This is a genomic window from Ruegeria sp. YTSC199 (assembly GCF_059609725.1).
In genome coordinates, this window is record NZ_JBXWMF010000005.1 from 162,251 (window position 1) to 183,656 (window position 21,406).

General features: G+C 58.8%; 19 protein-coding genes. 11 read left to right on the top strand and 8 right to left on the bottom strand.

All coding sequences use genetic code 11. From position 1 onward, the window contains the following. Positions 1 to 2: 2 nt before the first annotated feature. Together mprF and AC2FEE_RS06625 are read right to left on the bottom strand one after the other, a co-directional pair. The gene (mprF, locus tag AC2FEE_RS06620) at positions 3 to 2,606 is read right to left on the bottom strand and encodes a bifunctional lysylphosphatidylglycerol flippase/synthetase MprF (RefSeq protein ID WP_496863900.1); all 2,604 of its coding nucleotides are present in this window, start codon (positions 2,604 to 2,606) and stop codon (positions 3 to 5) included. Between the two features lie 103 nt (positions 2,607 to 2,709). Then, entirely contained in the window at positions 2,710 to 3,138 is a 429-nt protein-coding gene (locus AC2FEE_RS06625) for an Lrp/AsnC family transcriptional regulator (RefSeq protein ID WP_496863901.1), read from the bottom strand. A gap of 86 nt (positions 3,139 to 3,224) precedes the next feature. On the opposite strand from AC2FEE_RS06625, the gene rocF reads away from it, so the two are divergent. The 3 genes from rocF to ocd are packed head-to-tail and all read left to right on the top strand — an operon-like array spanning position 3,225 to position 6,112. Continuing rightward, the gene (rocF, locus tag AC2FEE_RS06630) at positions 3,225 to 4,145 is read left to right on the top strand and encodes an arginase (protein WP_496863902.1); all 921 of its coding nucleotides are present in this window, start codon (positions 3,225 to 3,227) and stop codon (positions 4,143 to 4,145) included. Further along, positions 4,145 to 5,062, top strand: coding sequence for a citrulline utilization hydrolase CtlX (ctlX, locus tag AC2FEE_RS06635; protein WP_496863904.1), 918 nt, complete (start codon positions 4,145 to 4,147; stop codon positions 5,060 to 5,062). The genes rocF and ctlX overlap by 1 nt, the downstream gene beginning before the upstream one ends. Positions 5,063 to 5,071: 9 nt before the next feature. Next, on the top strand, positions 5,072 to 6,112 hold the full coding sequence (gene ocd, locus AC2FEE_RS06640) for an ornithine cyclodeaminase (protein WP_496863906.1): 1,041 nt from the start codon (positions 5,072 to 5,074) through the stop codon (positions 6,110 to 6,112). Positions 6,113 to 6,163: 51 nt separating this feature from the next. Here the strand turns inward: ocd and AC2FEE_RS06645 are convergent, their stop codons facing one another. The 3 genes from AC2FEE_RS06645 to AC2FEE_RS06655 form a co-directional block, all read right to left on the bottom strand. Continuing rightward, the gene (locus AC2FEE_RS06645; RefSeq protein WP_496863908.1) at positions 6,164 to 7,567 is read right to left on the bottom strand and encodes a TRAP transporter large permease; all 1,404 of its coding nucleotides are present in this window, start codon (positions 7,565 to 7,567) and stop codon (positions 6,164 to 6,166) included. Between the two features lie 3 nt (positions 7,568 to 7,570). After that, positions 7,571 to 8,200, bottom strand: coding sequence for a TRAP transporter small permease subunit (locus tag AC2FEE_RS06650; RefSeq protein WP_496863910.1), 630 nt, complete (start codon positions 8,198 to 8,200; stop codon positions 7,571 to 7,573). Positions 8,201 to 8,263: 63 nt separating this feature from the next. After that, positions 8,264 to 9,280, bottom strand: a complete 1,017-nt coding sequence (locus AC2FEE_RS06655; protein ID WP_496863911.1) for a C4-dicarboxylate TRAP transporter substrate-binding protein — start codon at positions 9,278 to 9,280, stop codon at positions 8,264 to 8,266. Between the two features lie 415 nt (positions 9,281 to 9,695). Between AC2FEE_RS06655 and acs the strand changes: the two genes are divergently transcribed. The 8 genes from acs (at position 9,696) to AC2FEE_RS06695 (ending at position 19,124) form a co-directional block, all read left to right on the top strand. Beyond that, positions 9,696 to 11,660 carry an acetate--CoA ligase gene (acs, locus tag AC2FEE_RS06660; protein ID WP_496863913.1) on the top strand — a complete coding sequence of 655 codons (1,965 nt, stop codon included), beginning with the start codon at positions 9,696 to 9,698 and terminating at the stop codon, positions 11,658 to 11,660. Between the two features lie 7 nt (positions 11,661 to 11,667). Then, complete coding sequence (locus AC2FEE_RS06665; RefSeq protein ID WP_496863914.1) at positions 11,668 to 12,351, top strand: adenylate kinase; 684 nt, start codon at positions 11,668 to 11,670, stop codon at positions 12,349 to 12,351. Positions 12,352 to 12,535: 184 nt separating this feature from the next. Continuing rightward, positions 12,536 to 12,820: a DUF4212 domain-containing protein gene (locus AC2FEE_RS06670; RefSeq protein WP_480532861.1), complete on the top strand. Its 285-nt coding sequence runs from the start codon at positions 12,536 to 12,538 to the stop codon at positions 12,818 to 12,820. 15 nt (positions 12,821 to 12,835) lie between these two features. Then, positions 12,836 to 14,620 (top strand): sodium:solute symporter family protein, encoded by a 1,785-nt coding sequence (locus AC2FEE_RS06675; protein ID WP_496863915.1) that lies wholly within the window; start codon positions 12,836 to 12,838, stop codon positions 14,618 to 14,620. Positions 14,621 to 14,729: 109 nt separating this feature from the next. Next, a complete protein-coding gene (locus AC2FEE_RS06680; RefSeq protein WP_496863917.1) occupies positions 14,730 to 16,553 on the top strand; it encodes a DUF294 nucleotidyltransferase-like domain-containing protein in 1,824 nt (607 codons plus the stop codon). Positions 16,554 to 16,602: 49 nt separating this feature from the next. Continuing rightward, positions 16,603 to 17,121 carry a hypothetical protein gene (locus AC2FEE_RS06685; RefSeq protein ID WP_496863918.1) on the top strand — a complete coding sequence of 173 codons (519 nt, stop codon included), beginning with the start codon at positions 16,603 to 16,605 and terminating at the stop codon, positions 17,119 to 17,121. Between the two features lies 1 nt (position 17,122). Beyond that, entirely contained in the window at positions 17,123 to 18,535 is a 1,413-nt protein-coding gene (locus AC2FEE_RS06690; protein WP_496863919.1) for a 3'-5' exonuclease, read from the top strand. A gap of 88 nt (positions 18,536 to 18,623) precedes the next feature. Continuing rightward, the gene (locus tag AC2FEE_RS06695; protein WP_496863921.1) at positions 18,624 to 19,124 is read left to right on the top strand and encodes a flavin reductase family protein; all 501 of its coding nucleotides are present in this window, start codon (positions 18,624 to 18,626) and stop codon (positions 19,122 to 19,124) included. On the opposite strand, the gene AC2FEE_RS06700 is transcribed toward AC2FEE_RS06695, so the two are convergent. Genes AC2FEE_RS06700 through AC2FEE_RS06710 form a run of 3 tightly spaced genes read right to left on the bottom strand, consistent with a single transcriptional unit; the run spans position 19,121 to position 21,350 of the window. Continuing rightward, complete coding sequence (locus tag AC2FEE_RS06700) at positions 19,121 to 19,600, bottom strand: DUF6505 family protein (RefSeq protein WP_496863922.1); 480 nt, start codon at positions 19,598 to 19,600, stop codon at positions 19,121 to 19,123. The two genes, AC2FEE_RS06695 and AC2FEE_RS06700, sit on opposite strands and share 4 nt — an antisense overlap. Next, entirely contained in the window at positions 19,600 to 20,292 is a 693-nt protein-coding gene (locus AC2FEE_RS06705; RefSeq protein WP_496863923.1) for a biotin/lipoate--protein ligase family protein, read from the bottom strand. Before AC2FEE_RS06705 ends, AC2FEE_RS06700 begins: the two co-directional genes overlap by 1 nt. Then, positions 20,289 to 21,350: an Mrp/NBP35 family ATP-binding protein gene (locus AC2FEE_RS06710; protein WP_496863925.1), complete on the bottom strand. Its 1,062-nt coding sequence runs from the start codon at positions 21,348 to 21,350 to the stop codon at positions 20,289 to 20,291. The genes AC2FEE_RS06705 and AC2FEE_RS06710 overlap by 4 nt, the downstream gene beginning before the upstream one ends. Positions 21,351 to 21,406 lie beyond the last annotated feature (56 nt).

The following is a 21,406-nucleotide window of genomic DNA, read 5'->3' on the forward strand; positions in this document are numbered from 1 at the left end:
GCCTACTTCGTCAGCCCACGCAGCCCGCCGGATATCAGGATATTGACCTCGTAAAGAATGCGCGGCGCAGCCAAACCGCCCGGGCTGGCCAAGTAGTTCGGGCTCCATTCCGGGTCGAATTTCTGTTTGAACGACCGCAGCCCTTCAAAGTGATAGAATTGCTCACCATGCTCATAAACGAATCCGCCGACACGGTTCCAGAATGACGCCAGCTGCCGGTTCTCGATCCCCGAAAACGGCGCAGCCCCCAGCGAGAACCAGTGGAACCCCTGCTCCGCCCCCCAGGACATCATCTCGGCAAACAGTGCATCCATGATGAAGTTCGAACCGTCCGGTTCATAGCGCATCAGGTCCAACGACAATTCGGATTTGCGCCCGCCCTGAAACAGGTTGGCGAAGGCAACGATCTTGCCTGTGTCGCCATTCCGCAGCACGGCATGATCAAAATAGGACAGGTATTTTTCATCAAAGCCGCCGAGGGCAAAGCCCTTCTCCTCACCCGCCTTTTGTGCAAGCCAATCATCTGAGATTTTGCGCAGCTCGGGCAAGACCGGGGCCAACTGCTCTTTGGGGATGACCTCAAACACATATCCTTCACGCTCGGCCCGGTTCTTGGCCTGCCTGAACCGCTTACGGGATTTGCCGTCAAGCGAGAAGTCTTTCAGCGGCACCCGTGCGACCTCACCGATTTTCAAGATCGACAGGCCAAGGTCCAGAAAGGTCGGCAGGTACTTGGTCGAGACACTGTAAAACGCGCAGAGCTTACCCTCGCGATCCGCCATTTCGCGCAGTTGCCAGACCAGTTGCTGGCCGGCTTTTTCATCGCCAACCGGCTCGCCCTTGGTGATCAGCGCGTTGCCGGTATCGGCATAAGCCAGAAATGCGCTTTCATCCGGTGCGATCAGGAACTGTTTGTCCCCGGTCAGAGAAATCTGTGCCTCGGTATCTTCGCTCTCCAGTGCAAGTCTTTCAACGGCTGGCGGTATTTCGGTGCGCTTCAACTGGGGAATTTCCCGCCCGAACAACGAATTCACCGCCACCACCCCTAGAATGACCGCCACCACGAGACTGGACCGAAGAAAGCGCGAGGCGTCGCCGTTCCATGCAAACTCCCACCACAGTGCGTTCTGGTATTCGACGTGGGAATAGGCGAACAGACCGATCCAGAAAATGACGGCCAGCAAAGCGATGACACTGACCAACCACGGGATGTTCAGACGAAAGATCGAGGCGCCACTGACGCGGTAAAACGCCCCGCGGAAGGTCGCCAACACGGCGATCGAGGCCAACATGCCGATCGCCTCATGCGTATCCAGCCCTTTGGTCAGTGAAGCCACAAACCCGGCCACCATCAGCAACATCGCCACGATCCACGCGCGATAGAGCTTGCGGAACAGCCCGCGCGAAACAAGTATCAGCAGCACACCAACCGCGCTGCCTGCCAGATGGGAGGCTTCGACAAACGACAGTGGCAGGAAGTCCCGCAACGCGCCGAGGTTCTGCGTGCTGGACGGCAAAGCGCCCGAAACCAGCAGGATGATTCCCGCCACCGCGGTTACGCCCGCGGCCACCATCGGAACAATCGGCCGGATTGCACGATAGACCCAAGTTGCCGCTCCGCTGATGTGGTGGCGATGCGTCAACGCCGAGGCGACAGCGATTGACAGGCTGGCAATGGCGAAGGGTAGGAAGGTGTAGACCAACCGATAGAGCAGCAAGGCCGCGATCACGTCAGACCGGCCCGAAGCCCCCAGCCCGGCGATCAGCGTTGCCTCAAACGCGCCGATTCCGCCCGGTGCGTGGCTGACGATGCCAACGGCAATCGCCCCGATATAGATCGTGAAGAAATAGGGATATCCGACCCCAATATCATCGGGCATCAGCGTATAAAGCACCATCGAGGCACCAAACAGGTCTCCGATCGCAGCCAATGTCAGCAAACCGGCCAGCTTGCCACCGGGCAAGTTGAACCCAAGCCCGCCATACGCCAGCCTGCGCCCCCCCTTTGCGAGCCAGAGGAACAGGACAACGACCGCCGTCAGCAGGCACAGACCAATCACGGTTTCAATGGTGTCACTGATCGGCAAAACGTTGGAAATCCCGTCGGGATGCAAGGTCAGAAGGATACCCAGCAACAAAACCAACCCTGACCAGAACGCGATCCACGAGGTGGCTATGACGCCGGCAACACGGCTCAGGTCCAGCCCAAGCGAGGCATAGATGCGATACCGGATGGCCGTCCCGGTAATGTAGGAAAACCCAAGACAGTTGGATACGGCATAACCGCTGGCCCCAGCCAAGCCTGCAACTGGCAAGGGCACTTCTCCGTCCGCCACACTCTGCACGGCCAGCACGTCATACATGGACAGTGACAGAAAGCTGAAACATGTCCAGCAGAAGGCAACGAACAGCAGCTTCCACGAGGTGTTCGCCACATCTGTCTGCACGTCCCCCCACTTCACATGATGAGACAACTCGTGCAGCACCACCAGCGCGATCAGGGTGACCAGGATTGGCACCGCAATCCTAACCAGTGGTTTCTCGAGAAACCCAGTAATCCGCTCAGCCCAGCGTACAGCCCGGAGTTCTTTGCCTGTCTCTTGCATGGTTTTCCCCTGCTCTGAGGTTCTGCAATGATCCCGCGCGCGGGTTGGCCGCGCGAGGAAACTCTTGCACATTTTCCTTGAACCTCAAAGCACTATGGGTGGATCAGACGCGACCCTTGCGCGTGGACAGCAACAGATTGGTCTCGGACTTGGTGATCCCTTCCATCCTCCGGATCTGAAACAGAACCTCATCCAATTCGGCTAGCGTTTCGGTTCCAATTTCGGCGATCAGATCCCAACTGCCATTGGTCGTATGCACGGCGCGGACCTGACGTAGGGCGGCGATGCGGGCCATCGTCCGTTCGGTCCCACGCCCTTCGATCTCCAGCATCATCAACCCTCGCACCGGGCTTTCCGCAATGTCCTGCCGGGTCAGGACGGTAAAGCCCACGATCTCACCGGATTGCTTCAGACGTTGCAGGCGGCTGCGGACAGTCGTCCGGGTGACGCCCAGCGTCTCGGCCAGTTCAGACAGCGAGGCGCGCGCGTCCCGGTGTAACGCGTTGAGCAGCCTACTATCCAAATCGTCCATAGATATTTCTCATTTTGTCATTTGACGTTTCATTTTGAACATTTTGTCCTCTTTTCGCAACCCGCCTTGCTGACTTAAACAAACATATGGACAACAAACACGTTATATTGGTCGGCGTTCCGATGGACGCTGGCAAGCGCCGTCAGGGCTGCCGCATGGGGCCTGACGCCTATCGGGTGGCCGGTCTGGATCAGGCTTTGGCCGATCTGGGTCACCAAGTATCGGATATCGGTGATATCTCACCGGACGATACGGATGTGCCCGAAGACTTGCACCTGTTCGCCCTGCCCGAAGTCATTGGCTGGACCAACGCGCTAAGCCGTACGGCGCAGGAAACCGCCCCCAACGGTCTGCCGATATTCATGGGTGGTGACCACGCGCTGTCGATGGGAACCGTTGCCGGGATAGCCGCCCATGCCCAGCAGATCGGACGCCCCCTGTTCGTGCTCTGGCTGGACGCCCATAGCGACTTTCATACCCCCGACAGTACCGGCAGCGGCAATCTGCACGGCACTCCGGTCGCCTATTTCACCGGCCAGTCCGGCTTTGACGCCTTTCCGCCCTTGCGAGGTCATGTTCCGACTGACCGTGTTGGCATGATCGGCCTGCGCTCGGTCGACCCGGCCGAACGCGCCCGGCTTGAACAGGACCATGCCATGCTGGCCGATATGCGCAGCATTGACGAGCACGGGATAAAAGCGCCTCTAATAGCCTTCCTGGATCGGGTTCGGGCTGCCAATGGCATCCTGCACGTGTCGCTGGATGTCGATTTCCTCGATCCTTCCATCGCCCCCGCCGTCGGCACCACCGTCCCTGGCGGCGCAACTGAGCGCGAGGCGCATCTGGTGATGGAACTGCTGCACGAAAGCGGCCTCGTCTGTTCGCTGGATCTGGTCGAGTTGAACCCGTTCCTCGACGAACGCGGCCGTACCGCAAAACTGATGGTCGATCTGGCCGCCTCACTGTTGGGGCGCCGCATCTTTGACCGCCCAACCCGGAGTTTCTAATGCAGTCCCTGCAAGCCCCTTCAGCCGTTGTGATGATCCGGCCCCATGCGTTTACCTCGAACCCCAAGACGCAGGGTGACAACGCGTTCCAGACACTCGCCACGCGTTCGACCGAACCCTCAACCGCGGCACGCGCGGAACATGACAAAGCGGTCGCTCAGTTGCGTGATGCCGGCGTGAGGGTTCACGTCTTCGACGATCTCGGCGATCATGACACACCCGACAGCGTTTTCCCGAACAACTGGTTCTCGACCCATCCCGGCGGGCATGTTGCGATCTATCCGATGTACGTTCCGTCGCGCAGACGGGAACGCCGAACGGACGTCATCGAAGTCTTAAAACAGGAATACCGCGTTCAGGACGTGATCGACTATTCCGGTCTGGAGCAAGACAAGCTGGCGCTGGAAGGCACCGGCGCGATGGTTCTGGATCACATCGGTCGCGTGGCTTATACGGTCAAATCCAACCGCGCCGATCCCGTGTTGCTGGAACGGTTCTGCACCCATTTCAACTATGAACCCATCGTGTTCGAGGCAAAGGACGCAATGGGGCGCGACGTCTATCACACCAACGTACTGATGGGCATTGGCACCAACTACGCGCTAATCTGTCTGGACATGATCACAGACCCCGAGCGGCGCGCGACTGTGAAAGCCCGGCTGGAAGAATCCGGTCGCGCGGTTATTGATCTGACCCATGATCAGATCGCCGAGTTTGCGGGCAATGCAATCGAACTCAGCGGTCGTGACGGCCTGGTGCTGGCCCTGTCCAGCCGCGCGCTTGCCGCGCTCACCCCTGAACAAATCGCCGTAATCGAGGCCAGCGCTACGCCGCTGCCGCTCTCAGTTCCGACAATTGAAACTGCCGGTGGATCCGTGCGCTGCATGATTGCAGGCATCCACTTGTCCCGCCGATAGGAGACCCCAATGCAACCTTCAGACAAGGCGCTTGTGCCATTCGTATCCGTCGACAACATGATGCGTCTGGTGCATCACGTCGGGGTCGAGCAGATGATCACGCAGATCGCAGCGCAGATCGAATCCGACTTCAAACGCTGGGAGAGCTTTGATAAAACCCCGCGCATCCCAGCCCACTCGCCGCATGGCGTAATTGAGTTGATGCCCACTTCGGACGGGGAGGCTTACGGCTTCAAATACGTCAACGGCCATCCGAAGAACACCTCAGAGGGGCTGCAGACCGTGACGGCCTTTGGCCTGTTAGCGGATGTTTACACCGGCTATCCTACCCTGCTGACCGAGATGACGATGCTGACCGCGCTGCGAACAGCGGCAACTTCGGCATTGGTCGGCAGCTATCTGGCACCGAAGTCCTCAACCGTCATGGCGATGATTGGCAACGGTGCCCAGTCGGAGTTCCAGTGTCTGGCCTTCAAGGCGATGTGCGGGATCACCACCGTGCGTTTGTATGACACCGACAGCAACGCAACCAGTAAATGTGCCGCTAACTTGCAGGGCAAAGGCCTGACCGTCGTGCCCTGTGCTACCCCCGAAGAGGCTATCGAGGGCGCGCATATCATCACCACCTGCACGGCTGACAAAAAATATGCCACGATCCTGACCGACAACATGGTCGGCCCCGGTGTACACATCAACGCCATCGGCGGTGACTGCCCCGGCAAAACGGAGCTGCATCGCGATATCCTTCTGCGCTCGGACATCTTTGTTGAATACCCCGAGCAAACGCGGATCGAAGGCGAGATTCAGGCGCTGGAGGACGAACATCCGGTGACAGAGATTTGGCAGGTCATGACCGGACAGGTCGAGGGTCGCCGCGACGATCGTCAGATCACCCTGTTTGACAGTGTAGGCTTTGCGATCGAGGATTTTTCGGCTCTGCGGTACATCAAATCAGCCATCGAAGACACTGACTTCTTTGAACCTTTGGATATGCTGGCCGACCCTGATGACCCACGCGATTTATTTGGGATGCTCATGCGGGCACGCTGAAGAATCCGCAAATGGCAGTACCTCGCCCCCGGTTACCAACCGGGCGTATTTTTATCCGGCCAGAGATGGCAGGTAGAGAACAATGCTTGGGAACGCCACAAGCAGCGCGATGGTCACACCGTCTGCGATGAAGAACGGCGTGACGCCTTTGAACACATCCTGAACGCTCAGGTCCGGGCGCACACCCGCGACAACGAAACAGTTCAGGCCGATGGGCGGCGTGATCAGGCAGAACTCGGCCATTTTGACTACCAGTATTCCGAACCAGATGGCGCACATCTGGCCGGACATGCCAAAGGTACTGTCCGCTGCGCTGACCGCCTCGCCGCCGTTCAGGGCCATCACCGCCGGGTAGACTACCGGCAAAGTCAGCAGCAGCATACCGATGGCGTCCATGAACATACCCAGCACCGCATAGGCCAGTAGGATGCAGATCAGGATCAGCATCGGTGACATTTCCAACGAGGTGATCCAATCCGAAAACACCCCTGGTAGGTCGGCAAATCCCAGAAAGCGCACATAGATCAGCACACCCCAGATGATCGTGAAGATCATGGCTGTCAACTTGGCGGTTTCCAGAAGCGCGGATTTCAACTCGGTCCACCGCATTCCGTGAAACAGGGCAAAGCAGAAGACGATGAAGGCTCCTATGGCGCCGCCTTCGGTCGGGGTGCCCCAGGCCTGTTCACCGAACGGGTTGTAGACAAAGCAGATGATGATCAGGATCACGGCCACGATCGGGAAGGCCCCGGGCAAGGACGCAAAGCGTTGTTTCCACGTGAAGCCCGTGACAGGGGGCCCGACATTTTTGAAGAACACAGCAATGCCGACGATCAAAAGCCCGTAGATCACGGCCGAGAACGCCCCTGGAATGAAACCGGCCAGCAACAGCTTGCCCACGTCCTGCTCAACGATGATGGCGTAGATCACCAAGATGGCCGATGGCGGAATCAACGACGCCAGCGTACCCCCGGCGGCAACGACTCCGGCGGCGAATTGCTTGTTGTAACCGACCTTCAGCATCTCGGGGATGGCGATCCGGGCGAAGACGGCCGAGGTGGCGACCGACGCACCCGATACCGCGGCGAACCCGGCGGTCGCAAACACGGTCGAGACCGCCAGCCCGCCCGGCACCCAAGCAACCCAACGTTTGGCGGCTTCGAACAGCGCGCGGGTAAGGCCCGCGTAGTAGGCCAGATAACCGATCAGGATGAAGGTTGGGATCAGACTGAGCGTATGGGCGGCTATTTTGGAATGCGGCACCTGCCCGGCGGTTTTGACCGCGACCGTCAGCGCCTTGCCAAAGCGATCGGGGTCGTATCCGAATTTGGCCCAAAAAATCCAGACCAGGCCGACCAACCCGGCAAGCCCCGCCGCAAAGGCTACACGCATTCCTGTGACAACCAATAGCAGCAGGCCACCAGTGACCCACAGGCCAATGTCTATCGTGTCCATACGCTAGTCCTGCCCCTCGAATTGCTCGGCTTCAGCAGCAGCCTGCGCCGCCGCATCTTGGATCAGCGGCACTGCCACAGGGTGCTCAAGACCCAACACAAAGGCGCGCCCATATCCCCAAACCTGTAGCACCAACCGTGCACACAGGACCGAAAAGGCCACTGGCGCCAGTAGCTTGGCGGGCCAGAGCGGGATACCAATGTCTATCGAACTGTCGCGGCTCCACATCGGAGCACCAAAGTCGAAAGAGCGGTCGAAATGGGACCAACTGCCCCAAACCAGCGCCAGCATCAGAACAAGGATGAGGATCACCGAGATCAGCTCGAACAGCCACAACGCCCGGCCATGCAGGCGTGAGATGACAATGTCCATCCGGATGTGGCCGCCTTCGCGCTGCACATAGGAAATACCCAAAAAGGCGATTAGGGGCATGGCCTGCTCGATCCAGTCCACATAACCCGGCAACGGCGCGTTGATCGCATTGCGCCCACTGACCGAGACCACAGCCAACACCATAAGTCCGAACACGGCGAGCCCGCTGATCAGCGCCAGAAACTGCTCTAACTGTAATAGATAGCGGTCCAGCCGACTGAGATGGCTGCCGTCCTCAAGCACCGTGGCCTGTCCTGCCATTCCGGTGATCCCCTGTATTTTGATTGGTGTCCGGGTGCCCGATCAGGCACCCGGATTGGGCAATCAGTTGCCGCCGCGCTGCTGCTTCAGCGTTGTCTGAACCAGATCATAGAGATCCTGTGCCGGAAGCCCCTGAGCGGACATGTCCGCAATCCATTGTTCGCGGATCGGATCAGCGGCCTTGGTGCGGAACTCTTCGATCACGGCGTCGTCGATTTCAACTTTCTGGACACCCTTTTCATCCAGAACGCTGTCCCATTTCTCTAACAGGCCACCGTAATTAGCGAGGTAGTGATCAATTGCCTCGCTGATCGAGCTGTTCAGCGCCTCGCGGTGTTCGGCGGGTAGCGCCTCGTAGGCTTCGATGTTTACCACAACCGGGCAGTTGACGGTGCCGGGGTTCAGGTTGGCGGTCCACCAGTCGGCCTCGTTAATGGTGCCAAAGGACAGGTGGGCGTGCTGCGCAAAGGCGACCGTATCGACAACACCAGACTCCATCGCGTTGAAGGCTTCGGTTGCAGGCACCGAGGTGGGCACACCTCCGACCGCTTCGAACGCCTGACCCAGACCGCCCGTGGCGCGCACGCGCATCCCGTCGAAATCGGCCAGTTCATCGCGCGGATCGCCGGTGCCGACCAGATTATACTGCGGCATGGGTGAGGTCATGATAATACGCGCGTTCCACTGCGCCATCTCATCCTTGACCGCCGGGTGATCATACACGGCGTGACTGACAGCCACCTCTTCGTCCAGTGTGTTTACACCCAGAAACGGCAGTTCCAGCACGGTGATGGCGCGGTTTTTGTCGCGGTGATAACCAGCACAGAACTGGGCCATCTCGAAGGCGCCGATCTCAATCCCGTCCAAGTTTTCCTTGGGCTTGGACAGACCGCCATAGCTGACATTGATGGTGAATTCACCACCGGTCTTTTCACTGACCAGTTCAGCAAGTTTTTCAACATGTTCGGTAAAGGCGCGCCGCTTGCCCCAGACAGACGCATTCCATTCGGTTGCTGCGGCCTCTGAAACGAATGCAACACCCAAGGCGGCGACGGCAGCGCCGCTCAATATCTTTTTCATCATGAGTTCTCCCTTTGCTGCGCTTCTTGTGCAAGCGCTTGAGATTCAAGCTAGCGCCAACATCGAAATGTGCCAACCCCGGTCGGGCCGTCGCAGCAGTGCGCGTCAGCGCTAACAACCAAAAGGTGAATCGAATGCGCGGAAAAACCCGAAACCACCTCACCAAGACGCAGACAAATTTCGTTACAGATATTTATTTGTTTTTATTTTATTTTTTGTACTGATATAAATTTTGTTTACTGATTTATCCAGATTGGTAAAATTTCTTTACAAACAAATGCTGAGATTTCGGTAATTTATTTCATTGTTTTCAGTTCTCCGTATTATCCGTGTCGGGGAGGAAGCGGATCGACAGTGCTCGTACGACGGGCAAGTATTGGTCCAGAATTTTCAGTCCAGAGGGAGGAGCCTCAGAATGACAACCGCTGCCCAGGCAGATGCCAACGTTTTTCCGCCGTCCGCCGAGACCGTTGCGCGCGCGCATGTCGATGCCGACAAGTACAACGAGATGTACAAGGCCTCGATCGAAGATCCCGTCGCGTTCTGGGGTGAACAAGGCAAGCGGATCGACTGGATCAAGCCGTTCACACAGGTCAAGGATGTCAGCTATGACTTCGGCTCGGTCAACATCAACTGGTATTCTGACGGCACGCTTAACGTTTCCGCCAACTGTCTGGACCGTCACCTGAAAACACGCGGCGATAAGACCGCCATCATCTGGGAGCCGGACGACCCGTCTGAGCCGGCGCAGCACATCACTTATGCGGAACTTCACCGCCGCACTTGCCGCATGGCCAACATCCTGGAATCGATGGGCGTGCGCAAAGGCGATCGTGTCGTCATCTACCTGCCGATGATCCCCGAAGCAGCTTATGCGATGCTGGCCTGCGCCCGCATTGGTGCGATCCACTCGATCGTGTTCGCTGGTTTCTCTCCTGACGCTCTGGCTGCACGTGTTAATGGAAGCAATGCCAAAGTTATCATCACCGCCGATGAAGCGCCGCGTGGCGGTCGTAAAACACCGCTGAAATCGAACGCCGATGCCGCGCTGCTGCACTGCAAGGACACGGTGAAATGTCTGGTCGTCAAGCGGACGGGCGGTCAAACTACCTGGGTATCCGGTCGCGACTACGACTATAACGAAATGGCGCTGGAAGCGGATGACTATTGCGCACCCGCCGAGATGAACGCCGAAGATCCCCTGTTCATCCTCTATACTTCGGGTTCGACCGGTCAGCCGAAAGGCGTTGTTCACTCCACTGGCGGATATCTGGTTTATGCCGCGCTGACCCACGAGATCACGTTCGACTACCATGAAGGTGACGTGTACTGGTGTACTGCGGATGTGGGCTGGGTCACCGGTCACAGCTATATCGTCTATGGCCCGCTGGCCAATGGTGCGACTTCTGTCATGTTCGAGGGCGTCCCGACCTACCCGGATGCGGGTCGTTTTTGGGAAGTCTGCGCCAAGCACAAGGTCAACCAGTTCTATACAGCTCCGACGGCCATCCGCGCCCTGATGGGCCAAGGCAACGAGTTCGTTGAAAAGCACGACCTGAGCGACCTGCGTCTGCTTGGTACCGTCGGTGAGCCGATCAACCCTGAAGCCTGGAACTGGTACAATGAAGTCATCGGCAAAGGCAAATGCCCGATCGTTGACACCTGGTGGCAAACAGAAACCGGTGGTCACCTGATGACTCCCCTGCCCGGTGCACACGCGATGAAACCCGGTGCCGCGATGAAGCCCTTCTTTGGCATTCAGCCGGTAGTTCTGGACCCGCAATCCGGTGTCGAGATCAGCGGCAACGGTGTCGAGGGCGTTCTGTGCATCAAGAACAGTTGGCCCGGCCAGATGCGCACCGTCTGGGGCGACCATGAGCGGTTCGAGAAGACCTATTTCTCGGATTACAAAGGCTACTACTTCACTGGTGACGGCTGCCGCCGTGACGAAGATGGCGATTACTGGATCACCGGCCGCGTTGATGACGTGATCAACGTTTCGGGTCACCGTATGGGCACTGCCGAGGTCGAAAGCGCACTGGTGGCGCACGCCGCCGTCGCTGAGGCCGCCGTGGTTGGCTATCCCCATGAAATCAAAGGGCAAGGCATCTATTGCTATGTCACTTTGATGAATGACCGTGAGCCTTCGGATGAGCTGCTGAAAGAGCTGCGCACTTGGGTCCGGACCGAGATTGGTCCGATCGCTTCACCGGATGTAATTCAGTGGGCCCCGGGCCTGCCCAAGACCCGTTCGGGCAAAATCATGCGCCGTATCCTGCGCAAGATAGCCGAGAACGACTTTGGCTCGCTGGGTGACACCTCGACCCTGGCCGATCCGTCGGTGGTCGATGACCTGATCAAAAACCGCGCGAACAAGTGAGGATGTGATGGACGCTGCCGCTACCACTACCCCCGCCGTTCTGATCCTTCTCGGTCCTCCGGGTGCCGGGAAGGGTACGCAAGCGCGTATGCTGGAAGACCAATTCGGGCTGGTTCAGCTCAGCACCGGTGATCTGCTGCGCGAAGCAGTTGCTGCCGGTACCGAGGCCGGTCTTGCCGCCAAGGCCGTCATGGAGGCCGGTGATCTGGTCAGCGATGAAATCGTCATCGCCATCCTGCGAGACCGCATGGCCCAACCGGATTGCGCCAAGGGCGTCATTCTGGACGGCTTCCCCCGCACCACGGTTCAGGCCGAGGCGCTGGATGGCCTGCTGGCATCCGCTGATCAAAAGATCAGTGCCGCGATCAGCCTCGAGGTTCAGGACGCCGAAATGGTGATCCGCATCTCGGGCCGCTACACCTGCGCCGGCTGCGGCGAAGGATATCACGATCAGTTCAAGCAGCCTGCCGAAAAGGGCAAGTGCGACAAGTGTGGCCACATCGAATTCAAGCGCCGCGCTGACGACAACGCTGAAACCGTTGCGTCCCGCCTTGCTGCGTATCACGCGCAGACGGCACCGCTGATCGAATACTATCAGGCTCAGGGTGTGCTGAAAGGCATCGACGCTATGGGTCAGATCGATGACATCGCGAACGACCTGCAAGGGCTCGTGAGCGAGGTCATGAATTAAGGGGAGGAGATAAGCCCCCGGGGCTTTGATCCTACAGAAGGATACTTCAAAGGAACCGCCTTGGCGGACCGGAGAAGTTTTGCCTGACGCCAGTCCGGTGTTCGGCACAATCGAGAAGCGGCCCGGCGCACTGGAGGAGTTGGGTGACGGGCCGCCCAACGAGGAAGCGAAGGAGGAACCCGCAATGGCGGATCATTCAACAAACTCCGCGCAGACTGCCGAAGCCGATAAGGGCTATTGGCAGGCCAACCTGCGCCTCATCTACATCAGCCTCGCGATCTGGGCGCTGGTGTCGTTTGGATTCGGCATTCTGCTGCGTCCGTTGCTGTCGGGCATCGCCGTCGGCGGAACCGATCTGGGCTTTTGGTTCGCTCAGCAAGGATCGATCCTGGTCTTTCTTGTGCTGATCTTCAACTACGCCTGGCGCATGAACAAGCTAGACGCCGAATACGGCGTGGACGAAGAATAAGGGAGAGCGGGGATAATGGATCAGTTTACCATCAACCTGCTGTTTGTTGGCGCTTCATTCGCGCTATACATCGGCATCGCGATCTGGGCCCGCGCGGGTTCCACATCGGAATTCTACGCCGCCGGACGCGGCATTCACCCGGTCACCAACGGTATGGCGACAGCGGCAGACTGGATGTCTGCGGCCTCGTTCATCTCGATGGCGGGCCTGATTGCCTTTACCGGCTATGACAACTCAACCTTCCTGATGGGTTGGACCGGTGGCTATGTGCTGCTGGCCCTGCTGCTTGCGCCTTATCTGCGTAAGTTCGGCAAATACACCGTGTCGGAATTCATCGGCGATCGCTTCTACAGTCAGACTGCGCGTATCGTCGCTGTGATCTGTCTGATCGTTGCCTCGGTGACTTATGTTATTGGTCAGATGACCGGCGTTGGCGTGGCCTTTGGCCGCTTCCTCGAAGTGTCCAACACCTCGGGTCTTCTAATCGGCGCCGCTGTTGTGTTTGCCTACGCAGTGTTTGGCGGGATGAAGGGCGTGACCTACACTCAGGTCGCTCAGTACTGTGTGCTGATCACCGCCTACACCATCCCGGCGATCTTCATCTCGTTGCAACTGACCGGCACGCCGGTTCCTGCACTGGGTCTGTTTGGTGACACCGCCAGCGGTGAACCCCTGCTGACCAAGCTGGACGCCATCGTGACCGAACTGGGCTTCAATGAGTACACAACCCACCACTCGAACACGCTGAACATGGTGCTGTTCACCCTGTCGTTGATGATCGGTACTGCGGGTCTGCCGCACGTCATCATGCGCTTCTTCACCGTTCCCAAAGTATCTGACGCACGCTGGTCGGCTGGCTGGGCACTGGTCTTCATTGCGCTGCTGTACCTTACCGCCCCTGCGGTTGGTGCCATGGCGCGTCTGAACATCAGTGACATGATGTGGCCCAATGGCGGCATCGAAGGTGGTGCTGTATCGGTCGAGGATATCGACAATGATCCGCGCTATGACTGGATGGCCACATGGCAAAAAACCGGTCTGCTGGATTGGGAAGACAAGAACGGCGACGGCAAAATCCAGTACTACAACGACAAGTCCGAAGCCATGACCGCCATCGCGGAAGAAAAGGGCTGGGTTGGAAACGAGTTGACCAAGTTCAACCGTGATATCCTGGTTCTGGCCAACCCCGAGATTGCCAACCTGCCGGGTTGGGTGATCGGTTTGGTCGCTGCTGGCGGTCTTGCGGCTGCCCTGTCGACCGCTGCGGGCCTGTTGCTGGCGATTTCGTCGGCTGTGTCCCACGACCTTGTCAAAGGTGCGATCAACCCGCAGATCTCTGAAAAGGGTGAGCTGTTGGCGGCGCGTATCGCAATGGCTGTAGCTATCGTTGTCGCAACCTATTTGGGTCTCAACCCTCCGGGTTTTGCGGCGCAGACGGTGGCCTTGGCCTTCGGTCTGGCGGCTGCCTCGATCTTCCCGGCGCTGATGATGGGGATCTTCTCGACCCGCATCAACAACACCGGTGCGGTCGCAGGTATGCTGGCTGGTCTGACCGTAACCTTGGTCTACATCTTCCTGCACAAGGGCTGGCTGTTCATTCCGGGCACCAACTCGTTCACCGATGCTGATCCGCTTCTGGGTCCGATCAAGTCGACCTCGTTCGGCGCCATCGGTGCGATGATCAACTTCGGCGTTGCGTACGTCGTCGCCGGTATGACCAAAGAGACTCCGCCAGAGATCGTGGAATTGGTCGAAAGCGTTCGCATACCCCGTGGCGCGGGCGCAGCTCAGAATAAATGAGCATGATGCGGCATATGGTTAACTTCCATGTGCCGCGTTTTTCGATCTACTACTCCCGTCCGGCACACCACCGGGCGGGATTTTTCAACCAGACGCCCAGGATTTTTTGATGCCTCTCTCTCACGACCAGATCACCCGGTTTCTGAAATCCGTACATCCTTATGACGCCCTTCCCTCCGACGCACTGGACGATCTGGCCAAGCAGATCGAGGTGCGAGAGGTTGACGAAGGCTCTCCCGTGTACACGCTGGGCCATACCCTGCCCGGTGTATTCCTGATCTACGAAGGTCAGGTCGAGATCACAGATGAGAACGGCGCTGTTGTCTCTCATCTCGGGCTCAGAAATTCTTTTGGCGAGCGCGGCTTGTTGAAAGACGGCAAAGCAGCAACTCACGCGCACGCAGATACGCCGTCGGTAGTGTTTATTCTGCCTGCGGCAGTGGTACGCCAACTGATCGACAATCATGATTTCGTCGCCAAGTTCTTTGACCGGACACGCGGCGAGCGTTCTGGCCCGCAAAGCCTGGCAACCAGTTCGATTGATGTCCTGATGGCCCGCAATCCGGCCACCTGTCCCGCGGCCATGCCGGTTCAGGAGGCGGCGCGGCTGATGCGTGATCGCCACATTTCATCTCTGTGCGTGACCGAGGGCGACTCGTTGCTGGGCATCGCCACGCTACGCGACATCTCGGGCAAATACGTGGCGGACGCCATGCCCGACACTACTCCGGTTTCGGCGATCATGACGGTTGATCCGATTACATTGGCGCCCACCGATATCGGCTCGGATGTGTTGCATGTGATGATGGAGCGCGGAATCGGTCACATCCCGATCGCCGAGGGTGGCAAGCTGGTCGGTATCGTGACACAGACCGACCTGACGCACTATCAAGCCGTCAGCTCGGCCGAACTGGTTCGTCAGATCGCCCTTGCCAATTCGGCGGATGAAATGGCCCAGGTCACGGTCGAAATCCCGCAATTGCTGATGCAACTGGTTGCCGCGGGCAACCGGCACGAAATCGTCACCCGTCTGATCACCGACATCGCCGACACCGCAACACGCCGACTGTTGGCATTGGCTGAAAAAAAGCTGGGACCGGCGCCAGTGCCCTATCTGTGGCTGGCCTGCGGCTCGCAAGGACGGCAGGAGCAAACAGGCGTATCGGATCAGGACAATTGCCTGATGCTGGATGACAGCGTGACCGAGGCCAACATGCCCTATTTTGCGGAACTTGCGAAATTCGTCTCAGACGGGCTGGATACCTGCGGGTATTTCTATTGCCCCGGAGACATGATGGCGACCAATCCGCGTTGGTGTCAGCCGGTGCGTGTCTGGCGCGACTATTTCAAGGGCTGGATCGCGAAACCGGACCCCGAAGCGCAGATGCTGGCATCGGTCATGTTCGATCTGCGCCCGATCGGAGGCGCGTTCGATCTGTTTACCGATCTTCAGGCCGACACGCTGGCCGCAGCCAATTCGAATTCGATCTTCGTGGCGCACATGATCTCGAACTCGCTGAAACACACCCCGCCTCTTGGCCTGCTGCGCGGGTTCGCCACCATCCGCTCGGGCGAGCATCGCAACACGTTGGACCTGAAGCACAACGGCGTAGTTCCAGTAGTCGATCTCGCCCGGGTCTACAGCCTGCAGGGCCAATTGACCGAAGCCAACACCCGTGCCCGCCTGAAGGCCGCCGAAGCCGCCGAAGTGCTAAGCCCCGCAGGCGCGCGGGACATTCTTGACGCTTATGACCTGATTGCCGAAGCGCGGCTGGAACATCAGTTGAGGTTAATCAAATCCGGTGAAAAGCCCGACAATTATCTTCCACCATCCGCCTTGTCGGATTTCGAGCGGAGCCATCTGCGCGACGCCTTCGTCGTCGTAAAAACGATGCAATCTGCGGTGGGTCATGGCAAGGGTATGCTGGGCTAAACCAGAAAAACACTAAACGGACGCAAGCGTCTGAAATTCGGAGAGACACATGTTTCTGGAACTGATCGGTACCATCTTTGCAGGCTTCGCCTTCGCAGGTGTGGTGATGGTAGTGAACAAGTTGACGGGCGGCCGCCTGCCCCGCTGGGCGGCTCCGGTTGCCGCAGGTTTGGGCATGATCGGCGTGACCATCGCCAGTGAATACTCCTGGTATGATCGCACTGTTGATACACTGCCAGACGGCATGAAGATCGTGCAGGAGGTCGAAAGCCGGGCCTTCTATCGCCCGTGGACCTATGCGGTACCCTTTGTTGATCGGTTCGCTGCTATCGACACGGTCTCGGTTCGCACCAACGAACAGGTTCCTCAACAACGGCTGGTGGATATGTATTTTTTTGGCCGCTGGGCTCCGATTTCCAAACTGCCGGTGGCCGTTAATTGCGACGCCAACAGCCGCGCCAGTCTGGCCGATGGTGTCGAATTCGGTGATGATGGCCATTTACAAAACGTCGATTGGCTGAGTGTCGGCGACGGTGACCCAATAGTTGAGGCAACCTGCGGAGTGTAAAATGCTGACTCGGTTGAGCCTGCGCATTCGCATTTTTCTGTTCTTCTGCCTGCTTGCCCTGGGAGGCGTTGTGGTCAGTTCTCTGGCGCTGTGGATCAGCTACAAGCGCGCTGCGGATCCGGCTCTTGCGAGCGCTTTCATCTTTGCCGAAATCCTCATCGCCTTCGGTATTGTCGGTTTGATAGTCGGGGTATGGCTGCTGTTTGACGACAACGTCGCCAAACCGATCGAGAGGTTGTCAGCCCAACTGCGCGCCCGCGCCCATGCTGGGGTCAGTACAGATGTCGATATGCAGGCTGCGCGCTATCTGGGAGATCTGGCCCCCGCTGCAGCCGGGTTGGCGGATCAATTGTCGGGCAAGACTATGGATGTCGCCGAAGCTGTGGCTGCGGAAACCGCGCATCTGTCAGCCGAAAAACAACGGCTAACTGCGTTGCTGACCGAGATCCCCGTTGCAATGGTGCTGGCCAGCCCCACCCATAAGATCGTTCTCTATGACGGTCAGGCCGCCGGGGTTCTGGCCCAGATTGCGCATCCCCGTCTGAACGCCTCGTTGTTCGAATACCTGCAGCCAGTGCCTCTGCAGGAAGCCTATGAAAAACTGTCTAAAACCGGGCTCGAGGTCGCATGCACCCTGACCAGCATTGACGGCGCGCAGACCTATTCCGCCCGGATGAAACCGCTGGGCGACGCGCCCGGTTACCTGCTGATCTTTGACGAAAGTGCCGCCAATATCGAGCCCGAAGCCGCGCGGCCGCTGGTCTATGATTTCGACCTGCTCAACAGCGCAGCAGGAGGACAATTCGAAACCCTCGCGCTGCAGGAATTGTGCTTTGTCGTCTTTGACACCGAAACCACCGGATTGCTGCCGCACAAGGACGAGATCGTCCAGATCGGAGCGGTCCGGGTGGTGAACGGCCGGATTGTCGCGGGTGAGAAACTGGATATGCTGGTCAATCCTGGCATGCCGATCCCGCCAGCCTCGACCAAGGTTCACAAGGTCAGCGACCGCATGGTCGAAGGCGCGCCGGACATTGCCGAGGCCGGTCGCACCTTTCACCAGTTCGCGCGAGATGCCGTGATCGTGGCGCATAACGCACCCTTTGACATGGCGTTTCTGCGACGTCACGCCAAACACATGGATGTCGAATGGGATCACCCCATTCTGGACACGGTTCTGTTGTCCGCCGTTCTGTTTGGCGCCAGCGACAAACACACGCTGGATGCCCTGTGCGACAGGCTGGAGATCACCATCCCGCACGAGCTGCGCCACACGGCACTGGGGGATGCGGTCGCCACGGCGCAGGCGCTGGTCAAGATGCTGCCGATGCTGAATGCACGCGGCATGACCACCTTTGGCGCTGTCATCGAAGCCACCCGTCAGCATGGTCGTTTGCTGGAAGATCTGAATTAACCGCAAAATATTCAGATAGAATTCAGCTTTTCATGGACAATCACGGTTGGCCGTGGCACCTGATGCCCGGCCACTGCACGAGCGCGTAATGACGGAAAAGACTTTCACCCCTACCCCGGATCAAAGCCCCGCTTTTCGCGAAGCTTTGGGGTGCTTTGGAACCGGGGTCACCGTAATTACGACGCATTCGGCAAACGGACCACGCGCGATCACCGTCAACTCTTTCTCGTCTGTATCGCTGGATCCGCCGCTGGTGTTGTGGTGTTTGGCCAAGGATTCGCACAGGTTCAGTTCTTTCAACGCCTGCCAGCACTACTCCATTCACGTGATGGCGGAAGAACAGCAGGATCAGGCTTTGCGGTTCGCGCGCGACGGGTTGGATTTCTCACATGCCGTTTGGGAAACCGATCACAAAGGCCGTCCGCAACTGGCCAACTGTCTGGCCCGGTTCGATTGCCAGCTTCATGCCAAACACGAAGCTGGCGATCACTTGATCCTGGTTGGTGAGGTCGAACAGGTGATGTACCGAACCGGCAAGGGTCTGATCTTCAAACGCGGTCAGTTCGGCGGATTTGCGGACCTGCTTTAGTCGTCCAACGAGCCGTGAACGGCCAACGCCTCAAGCTGCGTTTCCTGCGGGGTGATGATGCGAAACGCCTCATGCACTCCGCTGTCGGACAATTCGCGGGCAACGGTCAGCAGAGTATTGGGGGCGTGTTCCTCGCATAGTTCAGCCATATGGACGATCTCGGACTGCGCCACACCCAACGCAGCCTCGACCGAGGGTGCGCCATAGAATTGTACGAAATGCTCGGCCAGGTTATGCGCGATCTGATCCAGTTCGGCCTTTTCGATCTGGGTGACGGCGACAAAAGTCACTCGCCCAAAGGTCTCAACGCCCAGCCAACCGTTTGAAAAGGCCTGCCGTGCCTTGCCCTCCAGATCGGCCTGCCCCCAGTTCGAAAACTCGAACCCGCCCGAGATGCACCATTCTCCGGTTCGGGCCGGGGAATGGAAGACGTTTATGTCGCTTTCATCGAAATGGATCGCGCGGGCCAGTTTCATCATCCGTTCTCCAACAGTTCGGTCAGGGGGCATAGGCGGGTTTCGGCACCGTCGCGGATCAGCATCCCGAACCGCTCATCCGTTCCCAGAAAAACGCCGGTCTCGCAGGGTTCTCCGACACCTCGCAGCAACCCCATCCATTCGCCATGCAGGGGCGCATTACCGTCCTCCTGCCAGCGGTTGAGCCAGGTCAACGTGTGCCGTGACCAGCTCTCGACCAACTGTACGGGCATAACTTCAGCGCAGCCTTCGTCATACAGCGCCGTGATATCCGGTGTTTTGCCCGGTGCCACGCTGGTTTGCATCAGCGCCAATTCCCACCCGACGACCAGCCAGTCGGGTTCTTCATCCGGGGCCGCTGTGGACGCGGAAACACGGAACTCACCGCATTTCGCTCCGTTCACGCAGATCAGCCCGTCCCAGCCAAGATGCACGGCGACCTCGGGCGGTGCCAGCGCGCCCAGCGCGTTCTGGAATCCCACGGCGCATAGCGGCAACATCGTCATGGCATCCTGCAAAGGAACCTCGGGCGCGAAGACAATCGCCACCCGCAGCCGGTCGGCCTGAATGTTGTACATGACCGATCCGGCATCACAGCCCAGCGCGGCCATGGCCTGCGCTCGCTCGAACGGGTCTTCCCCACCCTGCACCGGATGGCCGGACAGCAAGGGCGGGAAGACTGGCTCGCTCATGCGTTGCCCTTGGCGATCATGTCCCGGGCGATCTTGCGGAAGGCCTCGGCCTGCGGGCTGTCAGGTTTGCTAACGACGATGGGGGCTCCTCCGTCGGCGGCAACCCGAATATCCAAGTGCAGGGGGATTTCACCCAGCAGCGGTACGCCCAGCGCCTCGGCCTCGGACGCAACACCGCCATGACCGAACACGTGTTCCTCATGCCCGCAGTTGGAACAGATATGAGTCGACATGTTCTCGATCATTCCAACGATCGGCGTCTTCAACTGGTTGAACATGTCGATCCCTTTGCGGGCGTCGATCAGGGCCACATCCTGCGGGGTCGAAACAACAATGGCGCCGTCCACCTTGAACTTCTGGCTCAGCGTCAGTTGTACGTCGCCGGTGCCGGGCGGCAGGTCGACGATCAGCACGTCCAGTGCGCCCCATTGCACCTGGCTCATCATTTGCTGCAGCGCGCCCATCAGCATCGGGCCACGCCAGACAACGGCCTGCCCTTCATTGGTCATCAACCCCATCGACATCATGGTGACGCCATGATTGCGCAGCGGCAGGATGGTTTTGCCGTCGGGGCTGGCCGGACGACCCGAGACGCCCAGCATCCGGGGCTGCGACGGGCCGTAGACATCAGCATCCAGCAGACCCACGCGACGGCCCTCAGCCGCTAGCGCACAGGCGAGATTCGCCGAAACGGTGGATTTACCAACACCACCCTTGCCCGAGGCAACGGCAATGATCCGGTCCACACCCGGAACGGCCTGCGGCCCGGTTTGCGAGGGTTTGGGTTTGGGCTTCAGATCCGGCGGCGCCTTGTCGGAATGCGCGGTCATCATGGCTGAGACGTTGGCCACCCCGTCCACCATCTGCGCCGCTTTCTCGGCGGTCGCGCGCACCGGTTCCATCTGTTCGGCGTACTTGGGGTCGATCTCCAAGACAAAACGCACCGTGTCGCCTTCGACATTCAGCGCACGGACCACACCCGCGCTGACGATATCCTGACCAGAAACAGGATCAGTGATCTTCTTCAGGTTTGCCAGAACCGCGTCACGAACACTCATGCGATTACCCCTTTGACTTGCCCCACCACGAGGTTGCGTTTCATTGCATGTGTCTC